The sequence below is a fragment of the Sorangium sp. So ce375 genome (assembly GCF_051473855.1).
In the GTDB taxonomy this organism is placed as follows: domain Bacteria; phylum Myxococcota_A; class Polyangia; order Polyangiales; family Polyangiaceae; genus Sorangium.
In genome coordinates this window covers 11,115,420-11,136,203 of the sequence record NZ_CP150335.1, presented here as the reverse complement: position 1 = coordinate 11,136,203, position 20,784 = coordinate 11,115,420, and the positions used below count along the sequence as shown (strand labels likewise).

Annotated in this window: 17 protein-coding genes; 11 read left to right on the top strand and 6 right to left on the bottom strand. The window is 71.0% G+C overall.

Annotated elements, in window-relative coordinates:
- Nucleotides 1-65 precede the first annotated feature (65 nt).
- Nucleotides 66-371: a YfhL family 4Fe-4S dicluster ferredoxin gene (locus WME90_RS41715; RefSeq protein ID WP_437277660.1), complete on the bottom strand. Its 306-nt coding sequence runs from the start codon at nucleotides 369-371 to the stop codon at nucleotides 66-68.
- 169 nt (nucleotides 372-540) lie between these two features.
- Here WME90_RS41715 and WME90_RS41710 point away from each other — a divergent pair, with 169 nt between their 5' ends.
- The 6 genes from WME90_RS41710 (at nucleotide 541) to lpdA (ending at nucleotide 6,222) form a co-directional block, all read left to right on the top strand.
- Complete coding sequence (locus tag WME90_RS41710) at nucleotides 541-1,263, top strand: hypothetical protein (protein WP_437277659.1); 723 nt, start codon at nucleotides 541-543, stop codon at nucleotides 1,261-1,263.
- Nucleotides 1,264-1,316: 53 nt separating this feature from the next.
- A complete protein-coding gene (locus WME90_RS41705; protein WP_437277658.1) occupies nucleotides 1,317-2,345 on the top strand; it encodes a HEAT repeat domain-containing protein in 1,029 nt (342 codons plus the stop codon).
- The gene (locus WME90_RS41700; RefSeq protein ID WP_437277657.1) at nucleotides 2,342-2,953 is read left to right on the top strand and encodes a DUF4149 domain-containing protein; all 612 of its coding nucleotides are present in this window, start codon (nucleotides 2,342-2,344) and stop codon (nucleotides 2,951-2,953) included. Before WME90_RS41705 ends, WME90_RS41700 begins: the two co-directional genes overlap by 4 nt.
- A 117-nt stretch (nucleotides 2,954-3,070) precedes the next feature.
- The gene (locus WME90_RS41695) at nucleotides 3,071-3,346 is read left to right on the top strand and encodes a hypothetical protein (RefSeq protein WP_437277656.1); all 276 of its coding nucleotides are present in this window, start codon (nucleotides 3,071-3,073) and stop codon (nucleotides 3,344-3,346) included.
- 114 nt (nucleotides 3,347-3,460) lie between these two features.
- Entirely contained in the window at nucleotides 3,461-4,654 is a 1,194-nt protein-coding gene (locus WME90_RS41690; RefSeq protein WP_437277655.1) for a thiamine pyrophosphate-dependent dehydrogenase E1 component subunit alpha, read from the top strand.
- Between the two features lie 161 nt (nucleotides 4,655-4,815).
- The gene (gene lpdA, locus WME90_RS41685; RefSeq protein WP_437277654.1) at nucleotides 4,816-6,222 is read left to right on the top strand and encodes a dihydrolipoyl dehydrogenase; all 1,407 of its coding nucleotides are present in this window, start codon (nucleotides 4,816-4,818) and stop codon (nucleotides 6,220-6,222) included.
- A 278-nt stretch (nucleotides 6,223-6,500) separates the two neighbouring features.
- Here lpdA and WME90_RS41680 read toward each other — a convergent pair whose 3' ends face one another.
- Together WME90_RS41680 and WME90_RS41675 are read right to left on the bottom strand one after the other, a co-directional pair.
- On the bottom strand, nucleotides 6,501-7,655 hold the full coding sequence (locus WME90_RS41680; RefSeq protein ID WP_437277653.1) for a bifunctional methionine sulfoxide reductase B/A protein: 1,155 nt from the start codon (nucleotides 7,653-7,655) through the stop codon (nucleotides 6,501-6,503).
- Nucleotides 7,656-7,769: 114 nt separating this feature from the next.
- Entirely contained in the window at nucleotides 7,770-8,774 is a 1,005-nt protein-coding gene (locus tag WME90_RS41675; RefSeq protein ID WP_437277652.1) for a hypothetical protein, read from the bottom strand.
- Between the two features lie 194 nt (nucleotides 8,775-8,968).
- On the opposite strand from WME90_RS41675, the gene gloB reads away from it, so the two are divergent.
- The 3 genes from gloB (at nucleotide 8,969) to WME90_RS41660 (ending at nucleotide 12,534) form a co-directional block, all read left to right on the top strand.
- The gene (gloB, locus tag WME90_RS41670) at nucleotides 8,969-9,724 is read left to right on the top strand and encodes a hydroxyacylglutathione hydrolase (protein WP_437277651.1); all 756 of its coding nucleotides are present in this window, start codon (nucleotides 8,969-8,971) and stop codon (nucleotides 9,722-9,724) included.
- A 66-nt stretch (nucleotides 9,725-9,790) separates the two neighbouring features.
- Nucleotides 9,791-11,590, top strand: coding sequence for a 1-acyl-sn-glycerol-3-phosphate acyltransferase (locus tag WME90_RS41665; RefSeq protein ID WP_437277650.1), 1,800 nt, complete (start codon nucleotides 9,791-9,793; stop codon nucleotides 11,588-11,590).
- Nucleotides 11,591-11,613: 23 nt separating this feature from the next.
- Nucleotides 11,614-12,534, top strand: coding sequence for an NAD(P)-binding domain-containing protein (locus tag WME90_RS41660; RefSeq protein ID WP_437277649.1), 921 nt, complete (start codon nucleotides 11,614-11,616; stop codon nucleotides 12,532-12,534).
- A 21-nt stretch (nucleotides 12,535-12,555) separates the two neighbouring features.
- Here WME90_RS41660 and WME90_RS41655 read toward each other — a convergent pair whose 3' ends face one another.
- Together WME90_RS41655 and WME90_RS41650 are read right to left on the bottom strand one after the other, a co-directional pair.
- Nucleotides 12,556-13,593 (bottom strand): M28 family peptidase, encoded by a 1,038-nt coding sequence (locus WME90_RS41655; protein WP_437277648.1) that lies wholly within the window; start codon nucleotides 13,591-13,593, stop codon nucleotides 12,556-12,558.
- Between the two features lie 298 nt (nucleotides 13,594-13,891).
- Entirely contained in the window at nucleotides 13,892-14,992 is a 1,101-nt protein-coding gene (locus WME90_RS41650; RefSeq protein ID WP_437277647.1) for a formylglycine-generating enzyme family protein, read from the bottom strand.
- Nucleotides 14,993-15,341: 349 nt separating this feature from the next.
- Here WME90_RS41650 and WME90_RS41645 point away from each other — a divergent pair, with 349 nt between their 5' ends.
- Nucleotides 15,342-16,955: an SBBP repeat-containing protein gene (locus WME90_RS41645; RefSeq protein WP_437277646.1), complete on the top strand. Its 1,614-nt coding sequence runs from the start codon at nucleotides 15,342-15,344 to the stop codon at nucleotides 16,953-16,955.
- A 1,071-nt stretch (nucleotides 16,956-18,026) separates the two neighbouring features.
- Here the strand turns inward: WME90_RS41645 and WME90_RS41640 are convergent.
- Nucleotides 18,027-19,847, bottom strand: a complete 1,821-nt coding sequence (locus tag WME90_RS41640; RefSeq protein WP_437277645.1) for a right-handed parallel beta-helix repeat-containing protein — start codon at nucleotides 19,845-19,847, stop codon at nucleotides 18,027-18,029.
- 252 nt (nucleotides 19,848-20,099) lie between these two features.
- Between WME90_RS41640 and WME90_RS41635 the strand changes: the two genes are divergently transcribed.
- The gene (locus tag WME90_RS41635; protein WP_437277644.1) at nucleotides 20,100-20,666 is read left to right on the top strand and encodes a hypothetical protein; all 567 of its coding nucleotides are present in this window, start codon (nucleotides 20,100-20,102) and stop codon (nucleotides 20,664-20,666) included.
- Nucleotides 20,667-20,784: the final 118 nt, after the last annotated feature.

Here is a 20,784-nt window from a genome sequence, read left to right as displayed (position 1 = left end):
CGGTGCCGGCGGAGGCATGGAAGGCGCGGCCGGAGAGGCGACGCGAGCGTGCTCGAAGCGGCGCTCTACTTGCGGAAGCGCGAGGGGTAATCGTTGGCGGCGGCCCGCTTCGTCAGCTCCCCATCGTCGGGGTGCAGCCTGACGGCGCGCGCGATGAGGACTTCCTCGGTCTCCACGATCTGCGGGTTGGGCAGGCAGCACTCGACCGGGCACACGGCCTGGCACGCTTCGTGATCATAGAAGCCGACGCACTCGGTGCAGAGCTCCGGATCGATCACATAGATCTCGTCGCCCTCGCTGATGGCCTCGTTCGGGCATTCCGGCTCGCAGGCGCCGCAGTTGATGCAGTCTTCGGTGATGTAAGTCGCCATGGCCTTCGCTTCGTTCTCCGGGGTCAGCCCCGGTCCGCTCGTTTGTAGAGGCCTGACCGCAAGGTGTCAATTCGGGCGGAAGCGAGCGCCGGTTCCGGCACGGTGTCGTGGTCGGCGCGGGCCCGTGCTTGCGCGCCGGCGCCCCTGCCGGTACTAAGCGGCCTCCTCGATGCTTCGCCTCACTGGGCCCGCCCTCCTGCTCGTCGTCCTCGGCGCCTCCTCGCTGCTCGCCGGATGCGGCCCCCAGATCGGCGATCCGTGCACCACGTCGCTCGATTGCATCCAGCAAGAGCAGCAGCTCTTCTGCGATGGGACGCAGCCCGGCGGCTACTGCACGGTCTTCAACTGCGGGCCGGACAGCTGCTACGGGAGCAGCGTCTGTGTCGCGTTCAACCCGGTGCTCGATCAGGCGTGCAGCGAGGCGGAGAACGTCCGCTCGCCGCGCTTCGAGCGCACGTTCTGCATGGCCACCTGCGATGAGGACGACGATTGCCGCAGCGGCTACTCGTGCGTCTCGCTGGGCCGCATCCAGGGTGTCGCAGGGAGAGCGCCGGGCGAACGCAACGCCGCGATCATCGACGCCGACCCGGAAGGATCGAAGGCCTGCCTGCCGAACCCGCCGCCTTCGCCGAGCGCGGCCAGCGAGCCGCCGGGCGACGCCGAGGGCAGTCCTGGGGTGTGCAGGGCCGCTCCTGAACAGGAGCCGTGGACGCCGGGCGCCTCGGGCGCGGGAGGCGCCGGCGGGTCGGGCGGTGAAGGGGGTGGCGTCGGCGGCTCGGACGGCGCGGGAGGCGCTGGCGGTTCGGACGGCGCGGGAGGCTCGGGCGGCGAAGGCGGTGGCGCTGGTGGCCCGCAGGGCGAAGGCGGCGCCGGCGGTTCTGGCGGCGGCTGAGCGCCGCTCGGTGCGGTCCGGCGTTGCGCGTCGAGCGTGCTAGCGTTGGCCGCGTGTTCGGATCGGCCCCCGCGAAGAGGACGCTCGAGGCGGCGCTGCGCGACATCGCTTCGCAGAAGCCCGCCGTGCGCGCCGAGGCCGTGAGCGACCTCGTCCCGTATGTCGCGACGGCGCGGGAGCAGGTCGTGCGCGCGATCGAGGGCGCGCTGCGCGCCGATGAGCACGCGGCGGTCCGCGCGGCGGCGGCCATCGCCCTCGCCGACACGAAGGCCGTCGAGGCGCTCCCCTCGCTGCTGCTCGCCGTCGAGGACGTGGATCCCCACGTCCGGCAGATGGCGATCACCGCGCTCGGTGAGATCGGCGACGTGCGAGCCACGGGCCGGCTCCGCCGCGCCCTCTCGGACGAGCGGCCCGAGGTCCGGTTCCAGGCGGTGATCGCGTTCCCGCGCGTCTGCGCCCAGCAGGTCGACGCGCTCGAGGCCGTCATGCAGGCCACCCACGACGACGACCCGCTCGTCTGCCACATCGCCTTGCGGATGTTCGAGGAGCTGGGGGAGTCCAGCGGCGAGCTGCCTTCGTCGGGCATGGCGCGAGCGCGCGCGCTGCTCGACCACGCGTCCCCGCTCGTCCGGGCAGCGGCGGCGGTCGTCACCACGCGCTTCGGCGATGCGGTGGGCCACCCGGTGCTCGCCGAGATCGTGGGAGGAAAGCTCCGCGGGGTCGATCACGAGGACGAGGCCGCGGCCATCGAGCTCTGCGGCGAGCTCGGCCTCGACGCTTCCCGGAGCGCCCTGGAGCGGCGCGCCTTCGGGCTCAGGCTCGGCCTTGGCCGCGATCCGCTGCGCTGGCACGCGCGCGTCGCGCTCGCGCGGATGGGCCATGAGCGCGCCATCCGCGAGATCCTCAGCGAGCTCGGCGCGTGGGACCGCCACCGGCGCACGCTCGCGGTCGCGGCCGCCGGTCGCGCCCGCCTCTCGGCTGCCCGCTCCGTGATCGCGGCGATGCGGGGAGACGAGCGGAAGGCCGATCAGGGGGCCGTCGAGGAGGCGCTCGCCGCCATCGCTTCCGAGGTGGATGCATGAACGATGAAGCCCAGTTCAGCGAGGCCGACCTCGCCCCGAGCCCCGAAGAGCGCGCCGCGTCGCGCCGCTTCCTGATCGATCGCGTGGCCGCGAGCGTGGCCGCGCTCGCGGCGGGCGCCTGGGCCGGCGGCCTCGTGGCGCTGGGCGCTTGCGCCGCCCCGTTCGTCTTCCGGCTCGCCCCGGCCCCCTTCTCCGGTGACGCGATGAGCGCGGCGTTCGCCCGCTTCGATCAGTTCGCGCTCGGCGCCGCGGTGATCCTCCTCGGCGCAGAGGTGGCGCGCACCTGGGCCGCTTACCGAGGGGGCGCGGGCCGCGCGGCCCGCGTGCGCCGGCTCCTCGCCATGGTGATGGCCGGGTGCGCCGCGTACGTCGGCCTGCTGCTCACGCCGCGCATCGCGGCGCTCCACCGCGAGGGCGTCCGGCGCGGCGAGGGGGAGCTCGGCATGGAGCTCGAGCGCGTCCATCGCCGCGCCGAGCTCGTGAGCAAGTCGGAGGTGTTCCTCGGCGCGAGCCTGGTCCTGCTGCACGTCTTCACGCTCGGCGCGCGCCGCCCCGAGCAGGACGACGACGAGGAAGCGGCCGCCCCGCTGCCGCCCGGCCCGGGGTGAGGACGCCGGGCCTGCCGCACCAGCGCCGCCGCGGGGGCGCCGATCGAGCCGCCGTGGGGCGCGGCACTCGATCCGCCGTCGCGGATCGCGATCGCGCCCTCGGCACGGAGGGATCCGATGCCGCGTGACAACAAGCTCTATAGCGGCTTCGTCAATCACGACTACATCCTCACCTTCTCGATCGCCGACGAGGCCAACCGGGCTCGCCTCGTCGCGCTCTGCGCCGGACCGTGGCAGGGCGACGAGGTCACGCCCGACACCTGGGAAGTGTCCAACACGCTGAGCCCCGATGAGATGGAGCGCGCCATCCTCGATCTGATGGGCGACGCGGATCGCGCCGCCTATTACTACCTCTCCGACAGCAAGCGGATGTTCCGCGTCCTGCTCGGCTGAGCTCGGGCGCGAGGGATGTGAGCCGCTTCGCTACGGCGTGCGGCAGGCGCGGGACGGGCGTCGCCGCGGGCCGAAGGGGCCGCGGGCGCCGTCATTTCGCGGTATGGTCCGGCCATGAGCGAGCTGGAAGCCACGCCGTCCGGCGCCTCCACGAGGTCCGCCGCCGACGCCCCTCCACCTCACGCGCCCACGTCCCGACCAGGGGAGGGGGGCGACGAGGGCTTGCTCAGCGTCCTCCGCGACGACGGATCGCTGGATCCCGCGACCGATCCCGGCCTGAGCGACGCGCTGCTGCTGCGCGCGTACCGCGAGATCAAGCGCCTCAGGCTGCTCGACGCGCGCATGCTCCTGCTCCAGCGGCAGGGGCGGGTCGGCTTCTACGGCGCGTGCACCGGCCAGGAGGCGACGCCGATCGCCACGGCGCTCGCGGTCGAGCCCACGGACTGGATCTTCCCCGCGCTGCGCGAGAGCGTGATGATGCTGGTGCGCGGCTTCCCGCTCCGCGCCTATGTGGCCCAGGTGTTCGGCAACTCGGGCGACCTCCTCAAGGGGCGCCAGATGCCGTCGCACATGAGCGGGCGGCAGGTGAACCAGGTGTCGTGGTCGAGCTGCATCGGCCCGCAGATCTCCCACGCGGTCGGCGCCGCGTGGGCCGCGAAGCTGCGGCGCGAGAGCACGGTGGTGGTGGGGTTCATGGGTGACGGAGCGACGAGCGAGCCCGACTTCCACAGCGCGATGAACTTCGCCGCGGTCTTCAAGGCGCCGTGCGTCATGATCTGCCAGAACAACCACTGGGCCATCAGCGTGCCGACGGACCGGCAGACGGCCTCGAGGACGATCGCCATCAAGGGGCGGGCCTACGGCGTCCCGTCCGTGCGGGTCGACGGCAACGACGTCATCGCCGTCTACCGCGCCGTCTCCGAGGCGGTCGCGCGGGCCCGTGCCGGCGGCGGCCCCAGCTTCATCGAGGCGCTCACGTACCGCGTCGGCGCGCACTCCTCGAGCGACGACCCGAGCCGCTACCGGTCCCAGGAGGAGGTCGATCGCTGGACACAGCGCGATCCGCTGCTGCGCCTCGGGCGCCACCTCGCCGGCCGAGGGCTCGTCGACGACGCGTCGGAGGCCTCCCTCGAGGCGGAGCTCAACGCCGAGATCGCGGCCGCCGTCGCCGAGGTCGAGGGGATGGCCCCGCCTGCCCGTGAGACGCTGTTCGACGACGTCTACGCGGAGCTGCCCTGGCACCTTCGCGACCAGCGCGCAGAGCTCCTGCGCTCCCCGAAAGCGCCGACGCACGACGGCGGGCGCTGACCACGGGGAGGGATTTCCCCTCGCTGCGAGGTCGTGTAAGCCCCGGGCACCCAGGGACGGCTCGCGGTTGCGGGCGCGGCCTCAGGGCTGTCGGCGAGGGGCTTGCCTGACCAACCCCGGCGCCCCTAGTTCCAGTCTCCGAAGCGCACAAAAGGACAAGGATGAAGACCTACGACGCAATCGTGATCGGAGCCGGCCCCGGCGGTTACCCCTGCGCCATCCGGCTCGCTCAGCTCAAGCAGAAGGTGCTCTGCATCGAGAAGGAGAACGTCGGCGGCGTCTGCCTCAACTGGGGGTGTATCCCCTCCAAGGCGCTGATCTCCGCCGCGCATCTCTACGAGAAGTCCCAGGCCGGCGCTGCGATGGGCATCAAGGTCAGCGGCGTCGAGCTCGACGCCAACAAGATGCAGGACTGGAAGGAAGGCATCGTCAAGAAGCTCACCGGCGGCGTCGGGTCGCTGCTCAAGGGCAACGGCGCCGACGTGGTGAACGGCACCGCCACGGTCGTCGGGCCGAAGCGCGTGGACGTGACGCGGGCGGACGGCTCGGTGGAGCAGTTCGAGGCGACAAAGGCGATCGTCATCGCGACGGGCTCGACGACGATCGAGATCCCGACGTTCAAGTTCGACGGCGACACCATCATCGGCGCGAAGGAGGCGGTCAGCCTGCGCCGCGTCCCGAAGCGGCTGATGGTGATCGGCGGCGGCGTCATCGGCCTCGAGCTCGGGATGGTCTACCAGGCGTTCGGCGCCGAGCTCATCGTCGTCGAGGCGCTGCCGGAGCTGCTCACGGGCGTCGACCCCGACTGCACAAAGATCGTCGAGCGCAAGATCCTGAAGCGCGGCGGCACGATCCACAAGAACGCCAAGGCGCTCGGGTACGAGAAGCAGAAGGACGGCTCGGTCGGGGTGAAGATCCAGGCCGAAGGCAAGGAGCAGACGATCGTCGTCGACACGGTGCTCGTCGCCGTCGGCATGCGGCCGAGCAGCAAGGGGCTCGGCCTCGAGAAGGTCGGCGTGACGGTCGATCAGCGCGGGTTCGTCCCGACGGACAAGTTCTGCCGCACCAACGTGCCGTCGATCTACGCCATCGGCGACGTCAGCGGGCCGCCCCTGCTCGCGCACAAGGCGACGAAGGAGGGCGAGATCGCCGCCGAGGTGATCGCGGGCCACAAGGCCGAGAAGGACTGGGTCGCGATCCCGGGCGCGATCTTCACCGATCCGGAGATCGCCACGGTGGGGCTCACCGAGGCGGAGGCCAAGGCGAAGGGCCTCGAGGTCAGCATCGGCAAGTTCCCGTTCTCGGTGCTCGGCAAGGCCATGGCCATGAACGAGACCGAGGGCTTCGTGAAGATCGTCGCCGACAAGAAGACGAAGCAGGTGCTCGGCGTCCACATCGTCGGCCCGGAGGCCAGCACCATGATCAGCGAGGCGTCGCTCTCGCTCGAGATGGCGGCCTTCCTCGAGGATCTCTCGCTCACGATCCACCCCCACCCGACCCTCGGCGAGTCGCTGATGGAAGCCGCCGCCCACGCCATGGGCGCAGCCATCCACATCGCCAACCGCTAGAGCGACGGTCACCCGCTTCGGATACGGGCCCACCTCGGCGTTTTCGGTGCTCAGCGCACCGGAGTGCGCTTGCGCGCCGAAAACGCCGATCTGGGCCCGTCTCCTGTGCGGGAGACCGCCGCTCTGCTCTCTGTGTAGAGAGGTGGGCGGAAGCCGCTGTCGCGCACCGGAAGGCTCGAAACCTCGAAGACAGCAGAGAGCTCGCGGAGGCGCGCGTTTCTCGGCCTTCTCGCAAGCTCTCGATTTTTCGCTGATTCTTGACGGGGTGGCGCTCTACGTCAGTCGCGCATGAAATGGCACGTATACCCGGCCGGGTACTTCTCCAGGTACTTCTGGTGGTACTCCTCGGCGCGCGTGAACGGCCCCGCCTCCACGATCTCGGTGACGAGCGGCGCGCGCCACTTGCCGCTCTTGTCCACGCGCGCCTTCACCTCCTCGGCGATGCGCCGCTGCTCGGGCGTCGTGACGAAGATCGCTGAGCGGTACTGCGTCCCGACGTCGTTGCCCTGGCGGTTCCGCGTCGTCGGATCGTGCATGCGGAAGAACCACTTCTCCAGCAGCTCGGCATAGGACAGCTTCGCGGGATCGAAGGTGATGCGCACCGACTCGGCGTGACCCGTCGCTCCGGTCTTCACGTCTTCATAGGTCGGCGCCTTCGTCCGGCCGCCGGCATAACCGACCTCCGTCTCGAGGACACCGGGGATCTGCCGGAGGATCTCTTCCATCCCCCAGAAGCAGCCGCCCGCCAGGACGGCCGTCTCCAGCGTCGTCTTGCACCCAGGCGCCTCCCCCGGCGCCGGCACGGCGCAGGCGTTCGCGCTCGCCTGCTCCGGAGGCGCGCCGCCGCGGCCCTCGAACAGCGCCCGGTAGGCGCCGTAGCCCTCCGCCTCGAGGCGATCCAGCGGGATGAACCGGAGCGACGCGGAGTTGATGCAGTAGCGCAGCCCGCCGGGCGCGGGCCCGTCCTCGAAGACGTGCCCTAGGTGCGAGTCGCCGTCCTTGGAGCGCACCTCCGTTCGGACCATCCCGTATGCCCTGTCCGAGCGCTCCACGACCCGCGCCGGCTCGACGGGCCGCGTGAAGCTCGGCCAGCCGGTGCCCGAGTCGAACTTGTCGAGCGACGAGAAGAGCGGCTCGCCGCTCGCGGCATCCACATAGAGGCCCACCTCGTGGTTGTCCCAGAAGGCGTTGCGGAACGGCGGCTCGGTCGCGTCGCGCTGGGTGACCTCGTACGCGAGCGGCGTGAGCCGCTTTCGCAGCTCCTCATCCGACGGTTTGCGATAGCTTCTGTCCGACATCGTCACAGCCTCCTTGGACCCCGGAATCACCTTGCTCGCCCTCTCCGCACCGCCCGCGCGAAAGCACGCGAACACGGCGGCGCACGCGACGAGGACGAGCGCGAAGAGAAGACCAGCAGCGCGGAGCCGTTTCATGATCCACCTGGCCTGTCGAGGGTAGCGCACCTACCCGTCCTACGCCGCGCGGCGCCCCTGGTTTCGCTCGGCGAGCGCGGCGCGCGCGGCCCTCGCGCAGCGCCGGCCTCGGCGCTACGGGCCGCCGCTCTCGAGCGAGGCATCGCCTCCGGCGTCGCCTCGGTCGAAGCACTCCGCAGGGATCTCGCGCGCGCGGCGGACGAGGCGGGTCGCCCCGATGAACGCCGAGGTGACCGGATCGTAGTAGCCGCTCGCCCCGTGCAGGCCCGGGATCGCGCGCTGGTAATGGCGCGCGACCCGCGCCATCAGCGCCTCGCGGACGTATTTGCCCACCATCGACGCCATCGCGACGCACAGATCCGAGGCGTCGCTATCGCGGACGAACGCGATCTCGCCGAGGCCGGGGAAGCGGTAGGCGCTGCGGGCGCGGCCCTCCTCGAGCACGAGGTGCATCCTCCCGGCGAGCGGGCCGAATGCGGACCCGTACTTGCCGAAGCCGCCGACCTTGCCGCACACCGCGGAGACCTCCGCGCCGGCGAGGCCGCCGAGCTCCAGGATGAGGCGCTCCATCGCGTGGAGATCGAGCACGAACCTGTTCTTCCCGGCGCGCGCCCCGTCGTTCATCCGCTTCGCGCAGAGCAGCACCGAGCGCACGGCGACGATCTCGACCCCCTTCTCCGCGAGCTTGTCGAGGTCCTTGCCGATCGCGCGCAGCAGCTCGTCGGGCGCGGTGAACGCCTCGCCCTCCGCAGACCAGCACTGCTCCTCGACGTGGCCCGGGCAGAGCGCGCGCAGCGCGGCGCGATCGTCGAGCGCGACGGCGTGGAGCAGCTCGTCGACCGAGGGCGCGCCGCTGGCCGCCCCCGCGCGGCCGCAGCCGCGCGCGACGAGCGCGCGAGCCCAGGCCTCGCCGAGCGAGACGTCCCCGTGCGCCACGAGCTGCTTCGAGTCGCCGAGCCGCTGCGCGAGGGCGCCGCGAGGGGCGCGGCCGGCGACCTGCCAGCCCGCCTCCGTGACGCGCGACAGGACCGCCGTCACCACCATCGGACCGAGCCTCGGGCCGAGGCCGTTCTCATCGACGCCGATGCGGTAGCGGACGGCGGGGGCGGCGGACGTCATCACGGCCCCTCTGCCACACCATGGCGCTCGCGTCACCGCGCGCATCTCCGGCACGCCACCCGCCGTCCTGCTCGGGACCACTTGCCGGTTCGGTCGCAAAATTCTCAAGCTTTCTCGAGCTCATGCGTGAGCCGCGGCGCCGCGCCCACCTTTTCCCCGGCTCCCGCCGGGGCCGCCGCTATAGTCGACGCCTCATGCGCATCCTCCCCGTGCCCTGCCTCAGCGACAACTACGCCTACCTCGTGGCCGCGGACGGGCGGCGCGAGGCGATCGTCATCGACCCCTCGGAGGCCCAGCCGATCATCGCGGCGCTCGAGCGCGAGAAGCTCAGTCTGGTCGCCATCGTCAACACGCACCACCACCACGATCACGTCGGTGGCAACGAGGCGCTCCGCGAGCGCTACGGCGAGCTCCCGGTCTACGCGCACTCGAGCGACGTCGGGCGTGTTCCCGCGCAGACGGAACGGGTCGAGGAGGGCACGCCGGTCCGGGTCGCCGGCCTCACGCTCCAGCCGCTCCACGTCCCCGGGCACACGCTCGGCGCCGTCTCGTATTGTGTCGAGGACGTCGTGTTCACCGGAGACACGCTCTTCATCGCCGGCTGTGGTCGCATGTTCGAGGGGACGCCGGAGGGGATGCACGCCTCGCTCTCCAAGCTCGCCGCGCTCCCGGCGCACACGCGCGTCTTCTGCGGTCATGAGTACACCGTGAACAACCTCCGTTTCGCCGAGACGGTCGAGCCCGAGAACGAGGCTGTCCGCGAGAAGCTCGCGGCTGCCCGCGCGGCGCGGGAGCGGGGCGAGCCCACGGTCGGGAGCACCATCGCCGACGAGCTCGCGACGAACCCGTTCCTGCGCTGCGGCGAGCCGCGTTTGCAGGCCCGCTTCCCGGGGGCCACGCCGTCCGACGTGTTCGCCGCCGTGCGTCGCGCGAAGGACGATTACCGCTGACTTCCGGCGTCGCGCGCGGCCGTATTCCGCTCGCCGCCGCCCTCCGATTTCTATACGACTAGGCCCATGGACTCCCGCGCTCCCATCTTCGGGTTCAACGACGCGCGCGACGAGATCGTGCGCACCGTGGTCGATCGGGTCATCGGCGCCACGAGGGATCCGCTGCTCGCGATGAACGAGGCGGCGTATCAGGAGGCGAAGCGGCTCGAGGGCTCCCGGAATCCGCACGACGTCCGCGAGCTCGCCGAGTGGCATCGCCTCGCCCGCTCGCTCGGCCGCATGCACGACGCGGAGCGCCGCCGCCGCCTGACGGAGCTCGCGGAGGAGTACGCGTGGGACATCGCGGGGAACTTCGACCCGCGCGTCTACCAGCTGTCCTCGCGGCTGCTGCCGCCGGTCGTGAGCGCGCTGCTCGCGCCGCGGAAGCTCATGACCGTGGTCCGCGACCCGCGCAAGCTGGTCAGCCTCGAGCTCCTGGCCGACCGGGTGCTCGTGGAGGGCCCGCTCGCGAAGCTGCGGTCGCTCGTGCAGCGCGGCACGGCCGTCTACGTCCCGACCCACCTGTCGAACATGGACTCGATCGTGTTCGGCTATGCCCTCGAGCGCGCCGGCCTGCCGCCCGCCACGTACGGCGCCGGCAAGAACCTGTTCACGAACCCGGTCCTCTCGTTCTTCATGCACAACCTCGGCGCCTACCGCGTCGACCGGCGCATCCGGCACAACCTCTACAAGGACGTGCTGAAGACGTACTCGGGCGTGCTGCTGGAGCGCGGCTACCACTCGCTGTTCTTCCCCGGGGGCACGCGGTCGCGCTCGGGCGGCGTGGAGCGGAGGCTCAAGCTGGGCCTCGTCGGCAGCGCGTTCGAGGCCTACACGCGGACGCTGATCAACGGCCGAGAGCGCCGCATCTTCTTCGTCCCGGCCACGATCAACTACCTCATCACGCTCGAGGCCGAGACGCTGATCGCCGATTTCCTCTCCGAGGCCGGCAAGGGCCGCTTCATCATCGAGGACGACGAGTCGAGCCGCATCGGCCGGATCGCCTCGTTCCTTCGCAAGCTCCTCGCGATGAACGCCGCGGTGGTCATCCGCTTCTCGGAGCCGCTCGATCCGTTCGGCAACCGCGTCGACGAGCTGGGCCGCTCGTTCGACGCCCGCGGTCGTGAGGTCGATCCGGCGAGCTACGTGAGGGATCAGGGCGGCAGGGCGGTCATCGACGCGGCGCGCGACACCCAGTACGCCCGCGAGCTCGGCGACGAGATCTGCCGGGCGTACGCGCGCGACACGGTCGTGATGGCGACGCACGTCGTCGCGGCGGCGAGCTTCGCCCGGCTCCGCAGCCATTCGCCCGCCGCGGATCTCTTCACGGTGCTCCGGCAGCGCGACGTGGTCACGGTGCCGCGCGACGACCTCGCGGCCGACGTGGTGGCCCTCTGCGATCGGCTGCGCGAGCTCGAGCAGCGGGGGTGCATCGTGCTGGGGGAGGACGTCCGGCTCGGCTCGGGCGGTGACATCGTCGAGCGCGCGATGCGCGCCTTCGCGGGCTACCACTCGTCGCCGGTGCTCGACTCGCGGCCCGACGGCATCGCGCTCTGCGACACGAACCTGCTCTTCTACTACCAGAACCGCCTCGCCGCCCACGGGGTGGCGTGGGACGTCATCGCGCCGCCAGGCGTCCCTTCCGGCCTGCAGATCCAGCCGCCGCTCCCGCCGCTCGCGCCGGCCTCGTCGCCGCCGTTTCCAGAGGAGCAGCGGGCGCCGGAGGAGCAGCGGGGGTCGTCCTCGCCGGCCTCGTCGTCCTCGCCCCGCGCGGGCGCGGCGGACGCGCATGTGGGCTCGATGAACGGCGCCGGGGGTGGCCAGTGAGCGCCGGGGCGAGCGCGCATGCGGTGCCCTCGGTGGGGGTCATCGGCGGCGGATTCTGGGGCGTCGCGCTGGCGCTCGCGGCCAGCCGCACCGGGGCGGAGGTCCTCCTGTACTCGCGCCGCGAGCAGCCGCAGATCCTCAAGGACGGCCCGCGGATCGTGCGGGACCACGCGGAGGTCGCCCGGGCGCGGCTGCTCGTGATCGCGGTGCCGTCGAACGCGGCCCGGACGGCGCTGCGCGCGCTCGGCGATCACATCGACGGCTCGCACCTCGTGATCCACGGCGTGCGCGGCCTCGAGGGCGAGGCGCTGAAGACCGTCTCGGATCTGGTGCGCGAGGAGACCCCGGCGCGCCGGGTGGGCGCGCTGGGCGGCCCGGTGCAGGAGGACGAGCTCCGGGAGGGCCGCCCCTCGGCCATGGTGTGCGGCTCGCGCTTCCCGGAGGTCCACGCCGCGGTGACGGCGGCGTTCCAGTCCGAGGCGCTCCGCGTCTACACCACGCCGGATCTCCGGGGCCTGGAGTGGGCGTCGGCGCTGGTCGGCTGCCTCGCCATCGGCGTCGGCTTCGCCGAGCAGGCGGGCGCGGGGCCTGGGTTGCTCGCCGCGCTCATCTCGAGGGCGGTCGACAGCGCGGCCCGCGTCGCCGTCGCGGCGGGCGCGGAGGATCGGACGATGCTGGGGCTCGGCGGCTACGGCGACCTGCTCGCCTCGATCCGGCTCGAGGGCCGCCCCGAGGTGGTGCTCGGCAAGGCGCTCGCGCGCGGCCGGACGCTCGACGAGGCGGTCGCGGAGGCCAGGCTGCGGGTGGAGGCCATCCCGCTGATCCCGCGCGTCGTGGCGTTCGCGAAGGCGCGGAAGGTGGATGGAGGGGTGTTCGAGGCGCTCGAGACGATCCTGAAGGGCGGCGCGCCGAGGGCGGTGCTCGATCGGATGTTCGCGGCGTGAGGCGCGATAACGAGGAAGCGCTCACTCGTTTGCGAGCGCGACGACGGCCTGGGCCACGCCGGTGACGACCTTTGCTGCGCGCGCGTAATCGAGCGTGTCCGGCGTGTCCTTGTCGGTGTGGTACCGCCGGTTGCGCAGAAAGGCCGTGTCCGTGATCATGACCGCCGGATATCCCGCTTCCCAGTAGCTCCGATGGTCGGACCAGTCCACGCCTTGAACGAGCGCCGGAGCGCTTAGGGAATACGCGGGCAGATCGGTCGCGCCGCGCATCGCCCCTTTGACGGTGCGAACGAGCGAGAGCCCCTCCAGGTTGCCGACCACGGCCACGAAGTTGCCCTTCGTGGGATAGAGCATCGCGAGCGGCGCCAGCGGGAACGCCTGGCTGTCGTCCTCGTCGGTGAAATACCCGATCATCTCCAGGCTGATCATCGCCCGGACCTTCACGCCTGCCGCTCGCATCGCGCCTGCGTGATGGGCGCTGCCCATCTCCGCAGAGCGGAAATAGGGCGGCTCCTCCAGCGTGAACGCCACGAGCTCGACGTCGCCTCGGAGCGGCGCCTGGCCGAGCAATCGCCCCAGCTCGAGCAGCCCTGCCACGCCGCTCGCGTTGTCGTCGGCGCCGGGCAGGTCGTTCGCCGCATCGTAGTGGGCGCCGACCACGACGCGCTCCGACGAGTCCGGGCCGAACCGGGCGAGCACGTTGCGGTACGTCCGTCCCTCTACATCGTAGAGCTGCTCGGTCACGCGCCCGCCAGCGGCCCTGAGCTCGTCGCGCAAGTACGCCGCGGCGCGGTCCAGCTGCGCGATCTGCCGGTGGCCCCGCGGGCGGAACTCTTCCACGAGCATCCGAACGTCGCGCTCCACGTGAGCGGGGTCCGCGGAGAGCGCCGGAGCGGGCGGCGGGAGCGCCGCCACGAGGGGTTGGCTGACGCAGGCTCCGAGGGCCGCGAGGCCGGACAGGAGCAGCGCCGCGGCGGCCGCGGCATACCGGCCGTAGCGGGGGCGAAGCCCTGGGATCGCGCGAGCGTCTTCCGTGGTCGTCGCTGCGCCCGTGGTCATCGAGAGCAGAGGACAGCTGAGGGCGGTGCCCTGTTCCTGGCGTGGGCACGAATCGACGGCGATCTCCGAGACGGCCGCCCGCGATGAGCACGCAGCGGCCGTCCCACGGCGCGGGGTCGCCGGGATCGGCGCCGCAGGGGATGTCGCCGGGGCTTCCAGGCGCCGGGAAACCGGCTCCGAGCTGCGCGTCGCGGCCGGCCGTGCGGTCAGCCGCCGCCTCTGGCTCGCGTCGCGGCGCGGCCGGCCGCGCCGTCAGCCGCCGCCTCTGGCTCGCGTCGCGCCGCGGCTGGCCGCGCCGTCAGCCGCCGTCTCGCTGGCTCGCGTCGGTCGCCCTGGGAGCGGTGGGCAGGTCGGCGCCGTCGCAGCAGCGGAATCCCGTGGAGTAGTCGTGATACGTCGGCTCGTGGGCGATGGTGGTGAAGTAGCAGCCGGGGCCGAGCTCGGTTGTCGTGCTGAAGAATCCGCCCATGAACACGCCGTTGCCCTCGTGCCAGGGCTGGTCGCGGCGCTCGACGCCTTCGGTGCTCATCCGAATCACGAGCTCGCCATCGACCATGTCGCCGACCCACTCGTGCAGATTCCCGATCATGTCGTGGACGCCGAGCTCGCTGGCGCAGCCGGCGTGCTCGCCGCTCCTCGCCAGGAAGCCTGGTTTCTGGTCGAGGTCGGGGCTGTTGAAGTGTCGCTCGTAGCTCCACCCGCCCGGGGGGTGCTCGCCGAAGACCTCCCGCAGGAGGTGGGGTTTGCCGGTGTTGCACCGCCCGCGCTCACCGCGCGGGCCGTAGGGGTAGCGGTGGGTGCCGTTGCCGCGGCAGGCGCGCTGCCATTCCCGCCGCGTGCAGAGGCGCTTGCCGGCGGCGACGCAGGCGGCCTTGGCCTCGACGCGGCTGATGTACGCCTGCGGAAAGACGCCGGCTGCGCTGCGGGCGAGGTACCGGACGCCCGGCTCGGGGCGCTTGAAGTGCGGGTGGACGGCGAGCTCGCCGCCGGCGTCGGTGACCAGGTGCGCCTCGTAGCGATCGATGCAGAAGCCGCTGACGAGGACCATGTCGTCGGGGCAGGGGCCCGGGGACGGCGCGGGGTGGGTGGACGGCGGGACGGCGGTCGAGCCGAGCGGGGGCGCTTCTGCGAGGGAGGCGCTCGGGGTGATAGTGGTCGGCGCGGGACCGGGGGCTGACCCGCCCAGGAAGGCCGTGCCGTCGTGCGCGCTGCCGGCAGATGCCGGCGCCGTGAGCGCGGAAGCCGCGGCGGGAGCCGTCGCCTCGCCGGCGGGGGGAGCCGTCGCCTCGGCAGCGGGCGTCATCGGGAAGGCGCCGGGGGCGTCTGCCTTCTTCGCCGGGCTGGTGCCGCCGTCGTTCGGAGCGGTGCACGCGGTGAGCCATACGAGGGCGACGAGCAAGGCTGAACCTGCGGGGCGTGACGGGCGGCGTTGGGGCAGCGAGGATCTCTTCGACAGGCGAGCACGGAGGCGATCGCGGGGCGGCTCAGACGGCACGGGGCGGAGTGTACACGCGCTCCGCGCGGCGGCGTGAGATTGCGGTGCGCCCTTCCATCTTGCCCGCCCGCGCGGCGGCGTCGCTCCGGTGGGCTCGCGTCGTAACTGAGATCACGCTGAGGGTAGGAGCGAAGCGTCGAAGTCAAGGAGCCTGTCGCGCTCGATCGGCGGAGCGATGGTCTCGTCTCGACGCAACGGCCCGCGAGAAGCGTTGGGGCTGACGCCCCGCGTGTTTCGCACTACGATGGCACGCATGAGAATGCGCACGTCGCTCCGATGGCTCACTGGTATCGGCATCATGGCCGTATCCGGCTGTGGGCTCGTCCTTGGTCTAGACGACTTCGAGGACGCCGCGCCTGCCGGCGGCACGACGGCGACGGGGACAGGCGGAGGCTCCACGTGTGAGCCTGAGAGCGTGGCCAAGTGCTACTCCGGCCCCCCCGGGACGAAGGGCATCGGGATCTGCGAGGCCGGGACGCAGGCGTGCAAGCAGGACGGCTCCGGGTACGAGGCGTGCGAGGGCGAGGTGACGCCGGCGGTGGAGACGTGCGCGAGCACGGACGACGAGGACTGCGACGGGAAGGACTGCGTCAGGTGGGCGAGGCTCATCGGCGGGGCCGAGGAGGAGAACGTGACCGGCGTCGCTACTGACTCAGCGGGCAATGTTTATGTTGGTGGCAAGTTCACGGGAGCGATGTCGTTCGGAGACGATGTGCTCATCGCTGCCGGAGGTAACGACGCGTTCCTGGCCAAATTCTCTGCTTCTGGGGAGTACGTCTGGAGTCGGCAGGTGGGCGACGTAAAAGGAGATACCGTGTACGCGCTCGCGGTTAATTCCAAGGGCGAAGTCATGGTCACGAGCTTGGAGCTCGAAAGTCAGCTGGCCGCGATGAACATGGTGCTGCACAAGTACGACCCGGATGGGCGGTTGCTGTGGCGGAAACCGCTGGGCGGAAAGATCTGCGGGCTCGTGCCGAGCGCCGTGAGGGGGATGAAGTTCCTTCTAGATGGGGACGTGGTGCTCGTGGGGGACTTCTGTGGGACGATCCGATTCGATGACGAGCACGTCATTTCCAACGAGACCGATCGGGAGGATATGTTTGTCGCCAGGTTGCGATCTTCTGACGGTTCCGTCGACCCAGAGAGCGGCTGGGTTCGTGTGTGGGGCGGTGAAGATGCGCAGATTGTCCAAAGCGTGATCGTCGATGCAGCTGGCAATATCATCCTGGCGGGGATCTTTTATGACGAGCTGGTTCTGGGTGACCTCTCCCACGCGTCCGCCGGTGGTACCGATGTATTCCTGATGAAGCTCACGAGCCGTGGCCTCGTGAGCTGGGCGAGGGTTGTGGGAGGCACCGACGACGAGTCGCTGTGGTCCATCGCTGTAGATAGACTGGGCGGTCCGGCTATCGCGGTAGGGTTCCAAGGGACGGTTGATTTTGGCGGTGGTGAGGTCGTGGCAAATCAACGTGCGGGGGCCTTGCTGAAATATACGACCTCTAACGTTTACGAGTGGGGCCGAGTCTTCGATACGGGCCTGAGTGTTGGGGGAATCTTGGCCGAGTCCGCGAGTGATGTGGTGATCGTCGGTGGCCTGGTCGGCGCTGTGGAGTTGGGCGGCGAACTGCTTCGCGCGAAATCCGAGAGAGATTTGGTGCTCATGAAGGTTGGGCTCGAAGGTGAACCTCTCTGGACTAGGACCTTCGGTTTGATGGGGGAGGACGGCACAAGCGCGATCGCGAGCGCGCTCGGCAGTCGCGGTGAGCTGCTGATTGCCGGCACTGCGAGGGGAAAGATTGATTTCGGTGCCGGAGCGATGACCCCACAGGGCGACGTGGATATCTTCGTCGCGAGCTTCAAGCCGTGAGGCGCCCGAGAGTGCTCCGGTGTCTCGCGGCCTCAGATGGCGAGGGCGATCGCCCTGTGCCGCTCAATTCATGGGCTGCATGGGTCTGCGACAGCTTCGCACGTGTCCGCACAGCTCGTGCAGGTGCACTCATAGGCAGCGCGGTAGAGCGCCACCACCTCCTCTTCACCGTCGGCAGCGGCAGCCGTGTCGCAGCGCCTGAAGCACTCGGGCTGAGGGTCGTCCATGAAGCACCCCTGGGTACATGCAAGCCATTCTTGGCAACCGGGATTGCCTAGGCAGCTGGTCAAGCAGCCGCTTGTGAGCGCACACGCGCGGCAGTCTGAACCGTTGTTGCCGCCGCCAGCGCCCTGCTCACCCGCACATGCGCTGACACACGCGACGAACCCCAGGTTGGTGGTGGCGAGATCGTCACATTCTTCCGCGTCGAGAACGCATTGCGCAACGCACTCATACTGTGGGTTAGAGCAGTCTATGGCGTATTGCTCGCAGATGGCTGAGCCGCACTCGTCGGCCTTGTCGCAGGCCTGATCGCACACGGTGGCGCCGCCGTCGCTGCCGCCCTCGCCGTCCCCGCCAGCTCCGCTCGACGTCGCGGCCGTCGAGCTGGTGCTCGCCCCTGTCGTGCTCGCCCCCGTCGTGCTGCTCGTCGTTCCCGCGCTGCCGCTCGCTCCGCTGCCCCCGTCGCCGCCGGGGTCCTCCGTCGTCTCGCCCGAGCACGCTGCGAACGCGGCGCCCGCCGCGAGACAGAAGATGAACACCAAAGAAGAAGTCCTGCTGCGCATCGCCGTTCTCCTTGGGCATGCCGCGGGTGTTCCACGTAATTGCCCCAACGGCGCGGGATCGTTCGCCTGCTTCATTCCCCCGGCAAGATTTTTCGCCGAGGAGCCCATGCGCGGGCACGCGCATCCCCGCGACCAGCTCCCGGCGACGCCGTCGCCCACCCGGAGCCGGCCCCGACGTCGCCCTCCGCGTCGCGGCCACCCCCGGCGCGCCCCCCGGCCCGGCCCACACGCCGTGCTCGACGAGCCCTCGCCGCCGGTAGCCCTCGACTCCCTCGCCGCCGCCCCCTCAGCCGGGCCCCGGCGACAGGGCCCCGAGCTCCGCGCCCTTGCGCTCCACGCCGAGCAGATCCCGCGCGGGCACCTCGCGCGCGTCGCCCTGCCCGACCAGCATCTTCGACGACCGCTTCGGCCTGAAATCCGGGCGGCTCGGGTTGAGCTTCCACCAGCCCCCCTCGAAGAGCACCCACGGCTCCTCGCCGGCGCGCACCACCTCCGCCGCGAACCGCGCGCGCGTGATGCCCGTGATCGCCCTCGTCTCCGGAAGCGCGGCCGCGAGGCGCTTCAGCCCCTCCGGCATTCCGCCGTAGCTCACCTGGGTCACCACGTTGTGGCCCGCGTCGAACCGGTAAATGCTCGTGCTCAGCACCTCGATCGACGGCGAGGCGTCGCTCACGAGGACGTTGTTCCGCAGCCGGCAACCCCAGCTCCCATTGCCGCACTGGAGCGCGGCCCGGCCCCTCGCGCTCACCACCACGGTGTTGTTGCGGATCAGGTTGTTGCGGCAGCCCCAGAGCGGCAGCGCGTCAGGCCCGCTCACCTGCTCCGGGGCGCGCGGGCCGGGCTCCACATAGGCCCGGTCGAACGGGTTCCCGTTGTCCCACTGCGCGATCCCGCTGGCGAGGTTGCCGTAGATGAGGTTGTTCTGGATGACCGAGTCCGACACCCCCGCGAGGTTGATCGCCCCGCCGCCGATGCGCCCGTTGCCGTTGATGACGTTCTGCTCGATGATGAAGTTCACGCCGCGGCCGTCCGGGAACCCGTGCTCGCCGAACCGCTCCGTCGCGCGCTTCATCAGCTCCGCGGCCCAGGCGCGGGTCGGCTCTCTCCGCGGATAATCCCGGAACGACGGGTGCTCCAGCACCGCGTCGAGCGAGGCCTCCGGATCGAGGTTCGCCTGGAACCCGCTCGCGCTGTTGCCGAAGAACACGTTGCGACGAACCACGTAGTTGTCCGAGCCGTCGGAGATGTAGGCTCCGTGCTCGCCCGCCGAGAAGGCGAACAGGTTGTCCTGCAGGAGGACCGTGTGGCTGTCGGTGGAGTGAAGCCCCCACGTCCGATGGTGATGAGCCAAGTTGCCGACGACGGCGATGTGGTGCGCGAGCCTGCTGGTCTCGCCGAAGGCGCCGTCGATCATGATCCCCGCCCTCGGCGCGGCCGCGCTCTGCTTGCCAGGCGCGCTGCTGCCGGCGAGGTGGAAGCCCTCGATCACGACGTGGTGCGCCGCCTTCAGGTAAATCATCCAGTTCGGGTCGGCGGCGCACGCCCGGTCGATCACGACCTCGCCCGGGCTCCCCATCGCCTTGAAATGGATGTACCGCTCCTGGCCGGCGCTCGGCTTGTCGCCGACCGAGAACCCCGCGTACGTCCCGGGCAACACGGCGACGAGATCGCCGCCGCGCGCCGCGTCCGCGGCCTCCTGGAGCGTCGCGAACGCGCGCGTGACGGGGAGCTCCCGCGGCTCGGCCGCGGCGCCGCGCGCGTTCAGATCGAGCGCGGCCACGCGGATCGTGGCGGGGGCCGGCGCGCCGACGACGAGGACGCGCTCGTACCGCGCCTGCACTTTCATCGTCTGGCGCACCCACTCGTCGGAGTCCCTCGTGGCCACGAACGGCTCGACCGCCGCGGGCGCCGGCGACTCCGGCGCCCCGGGAGCCTTCGCTGGCGCGGGCGGCTTCTTCGCCTGCCCGGGCGGGGGCGCCGCCTCCTCGGACGGCGGCCCCGCGACCTGGATCGTGGCGCTGCAGGCGAGCGCGGCGAGCGCGACGAGCACGCCGCCGATGCGCGCGCAGCCTCGGGTCAGCTGGATGACGCGGTTCGATCCTCTCATCTCGACGCTCCGGGGAAAGGCCGCCCATCCGAGGCACGCCGCACGTGCGGCGCCCGGCTCTGTTAACCCGGGCTTACCCCAAAACGCGCGCTTCAGCCAGGCGAGCCCGCGCCTCGGCCAGGGCCCGCGCTCGCGCACGGCCCGCGCCGAGCGCGGCGCGAGGTGCGACATCGCCTTCCAGCGGCGGCCGTCATGCGGCCGACACGTGCCCGTTTGCTTCCGTCGCTGCCCTTCCTTTGGTACGAAGAGCTCATGAAAGCGCTGCCCTCGCTCGTGAGCGTCGCTCTTGCCGGCGCCACCCTCCTCACGCTCGCGCCCGAAGCGCAGGCGAACATCAAGAATCCGAACGACCATCCTCGTTACTTCGCCGAGCTCGAGCCGCACGGGGATTTCGTCTTCATGCACCGCGACTACGGCCTGCGGCGGTACGGGCCCAGGTACTACGACGACTTCGGCGACCCCGAGTTCGGTCTCGGCTTCAGGGCGAGCATCGAGCTCGCCGATCCGGCGTTCATCCCGAAGCTCAACAACACTGTCGCCATCTCGTTCGGGCTGGATTTCACCAACTGCAGGTACTGCCGCCGCGACTTCACCATCTGGAGTCCGGTGACGATGCAGTGGAACTTCTTCTTCACCGATCAGTGGAGCGCGTTCGCCGATCTCGGCGCTACCCTCCGGACCGACGGGTTCTATCGCGACGTGTGGCTCGACTTCGTCGGCATGGTCGGCGGCCGCTACCACTTCAACGACAACATGTCGCTCACGATGCGGATCGGCTATCCGTTCTTCAGCGTTGGCGTCTCGTTCTTCGTCGGCTGACCTGCTCCCCGCTGGCTCTGGCCCTCTGGCGGGCTGAGCAGCCCCGGGCGCTGCCCTGCTGTCGCGCTCTCCTGCCGGCGCCGGGGCGGGTGGGAGCGCCCGGCCTCCGCCGCGGGCG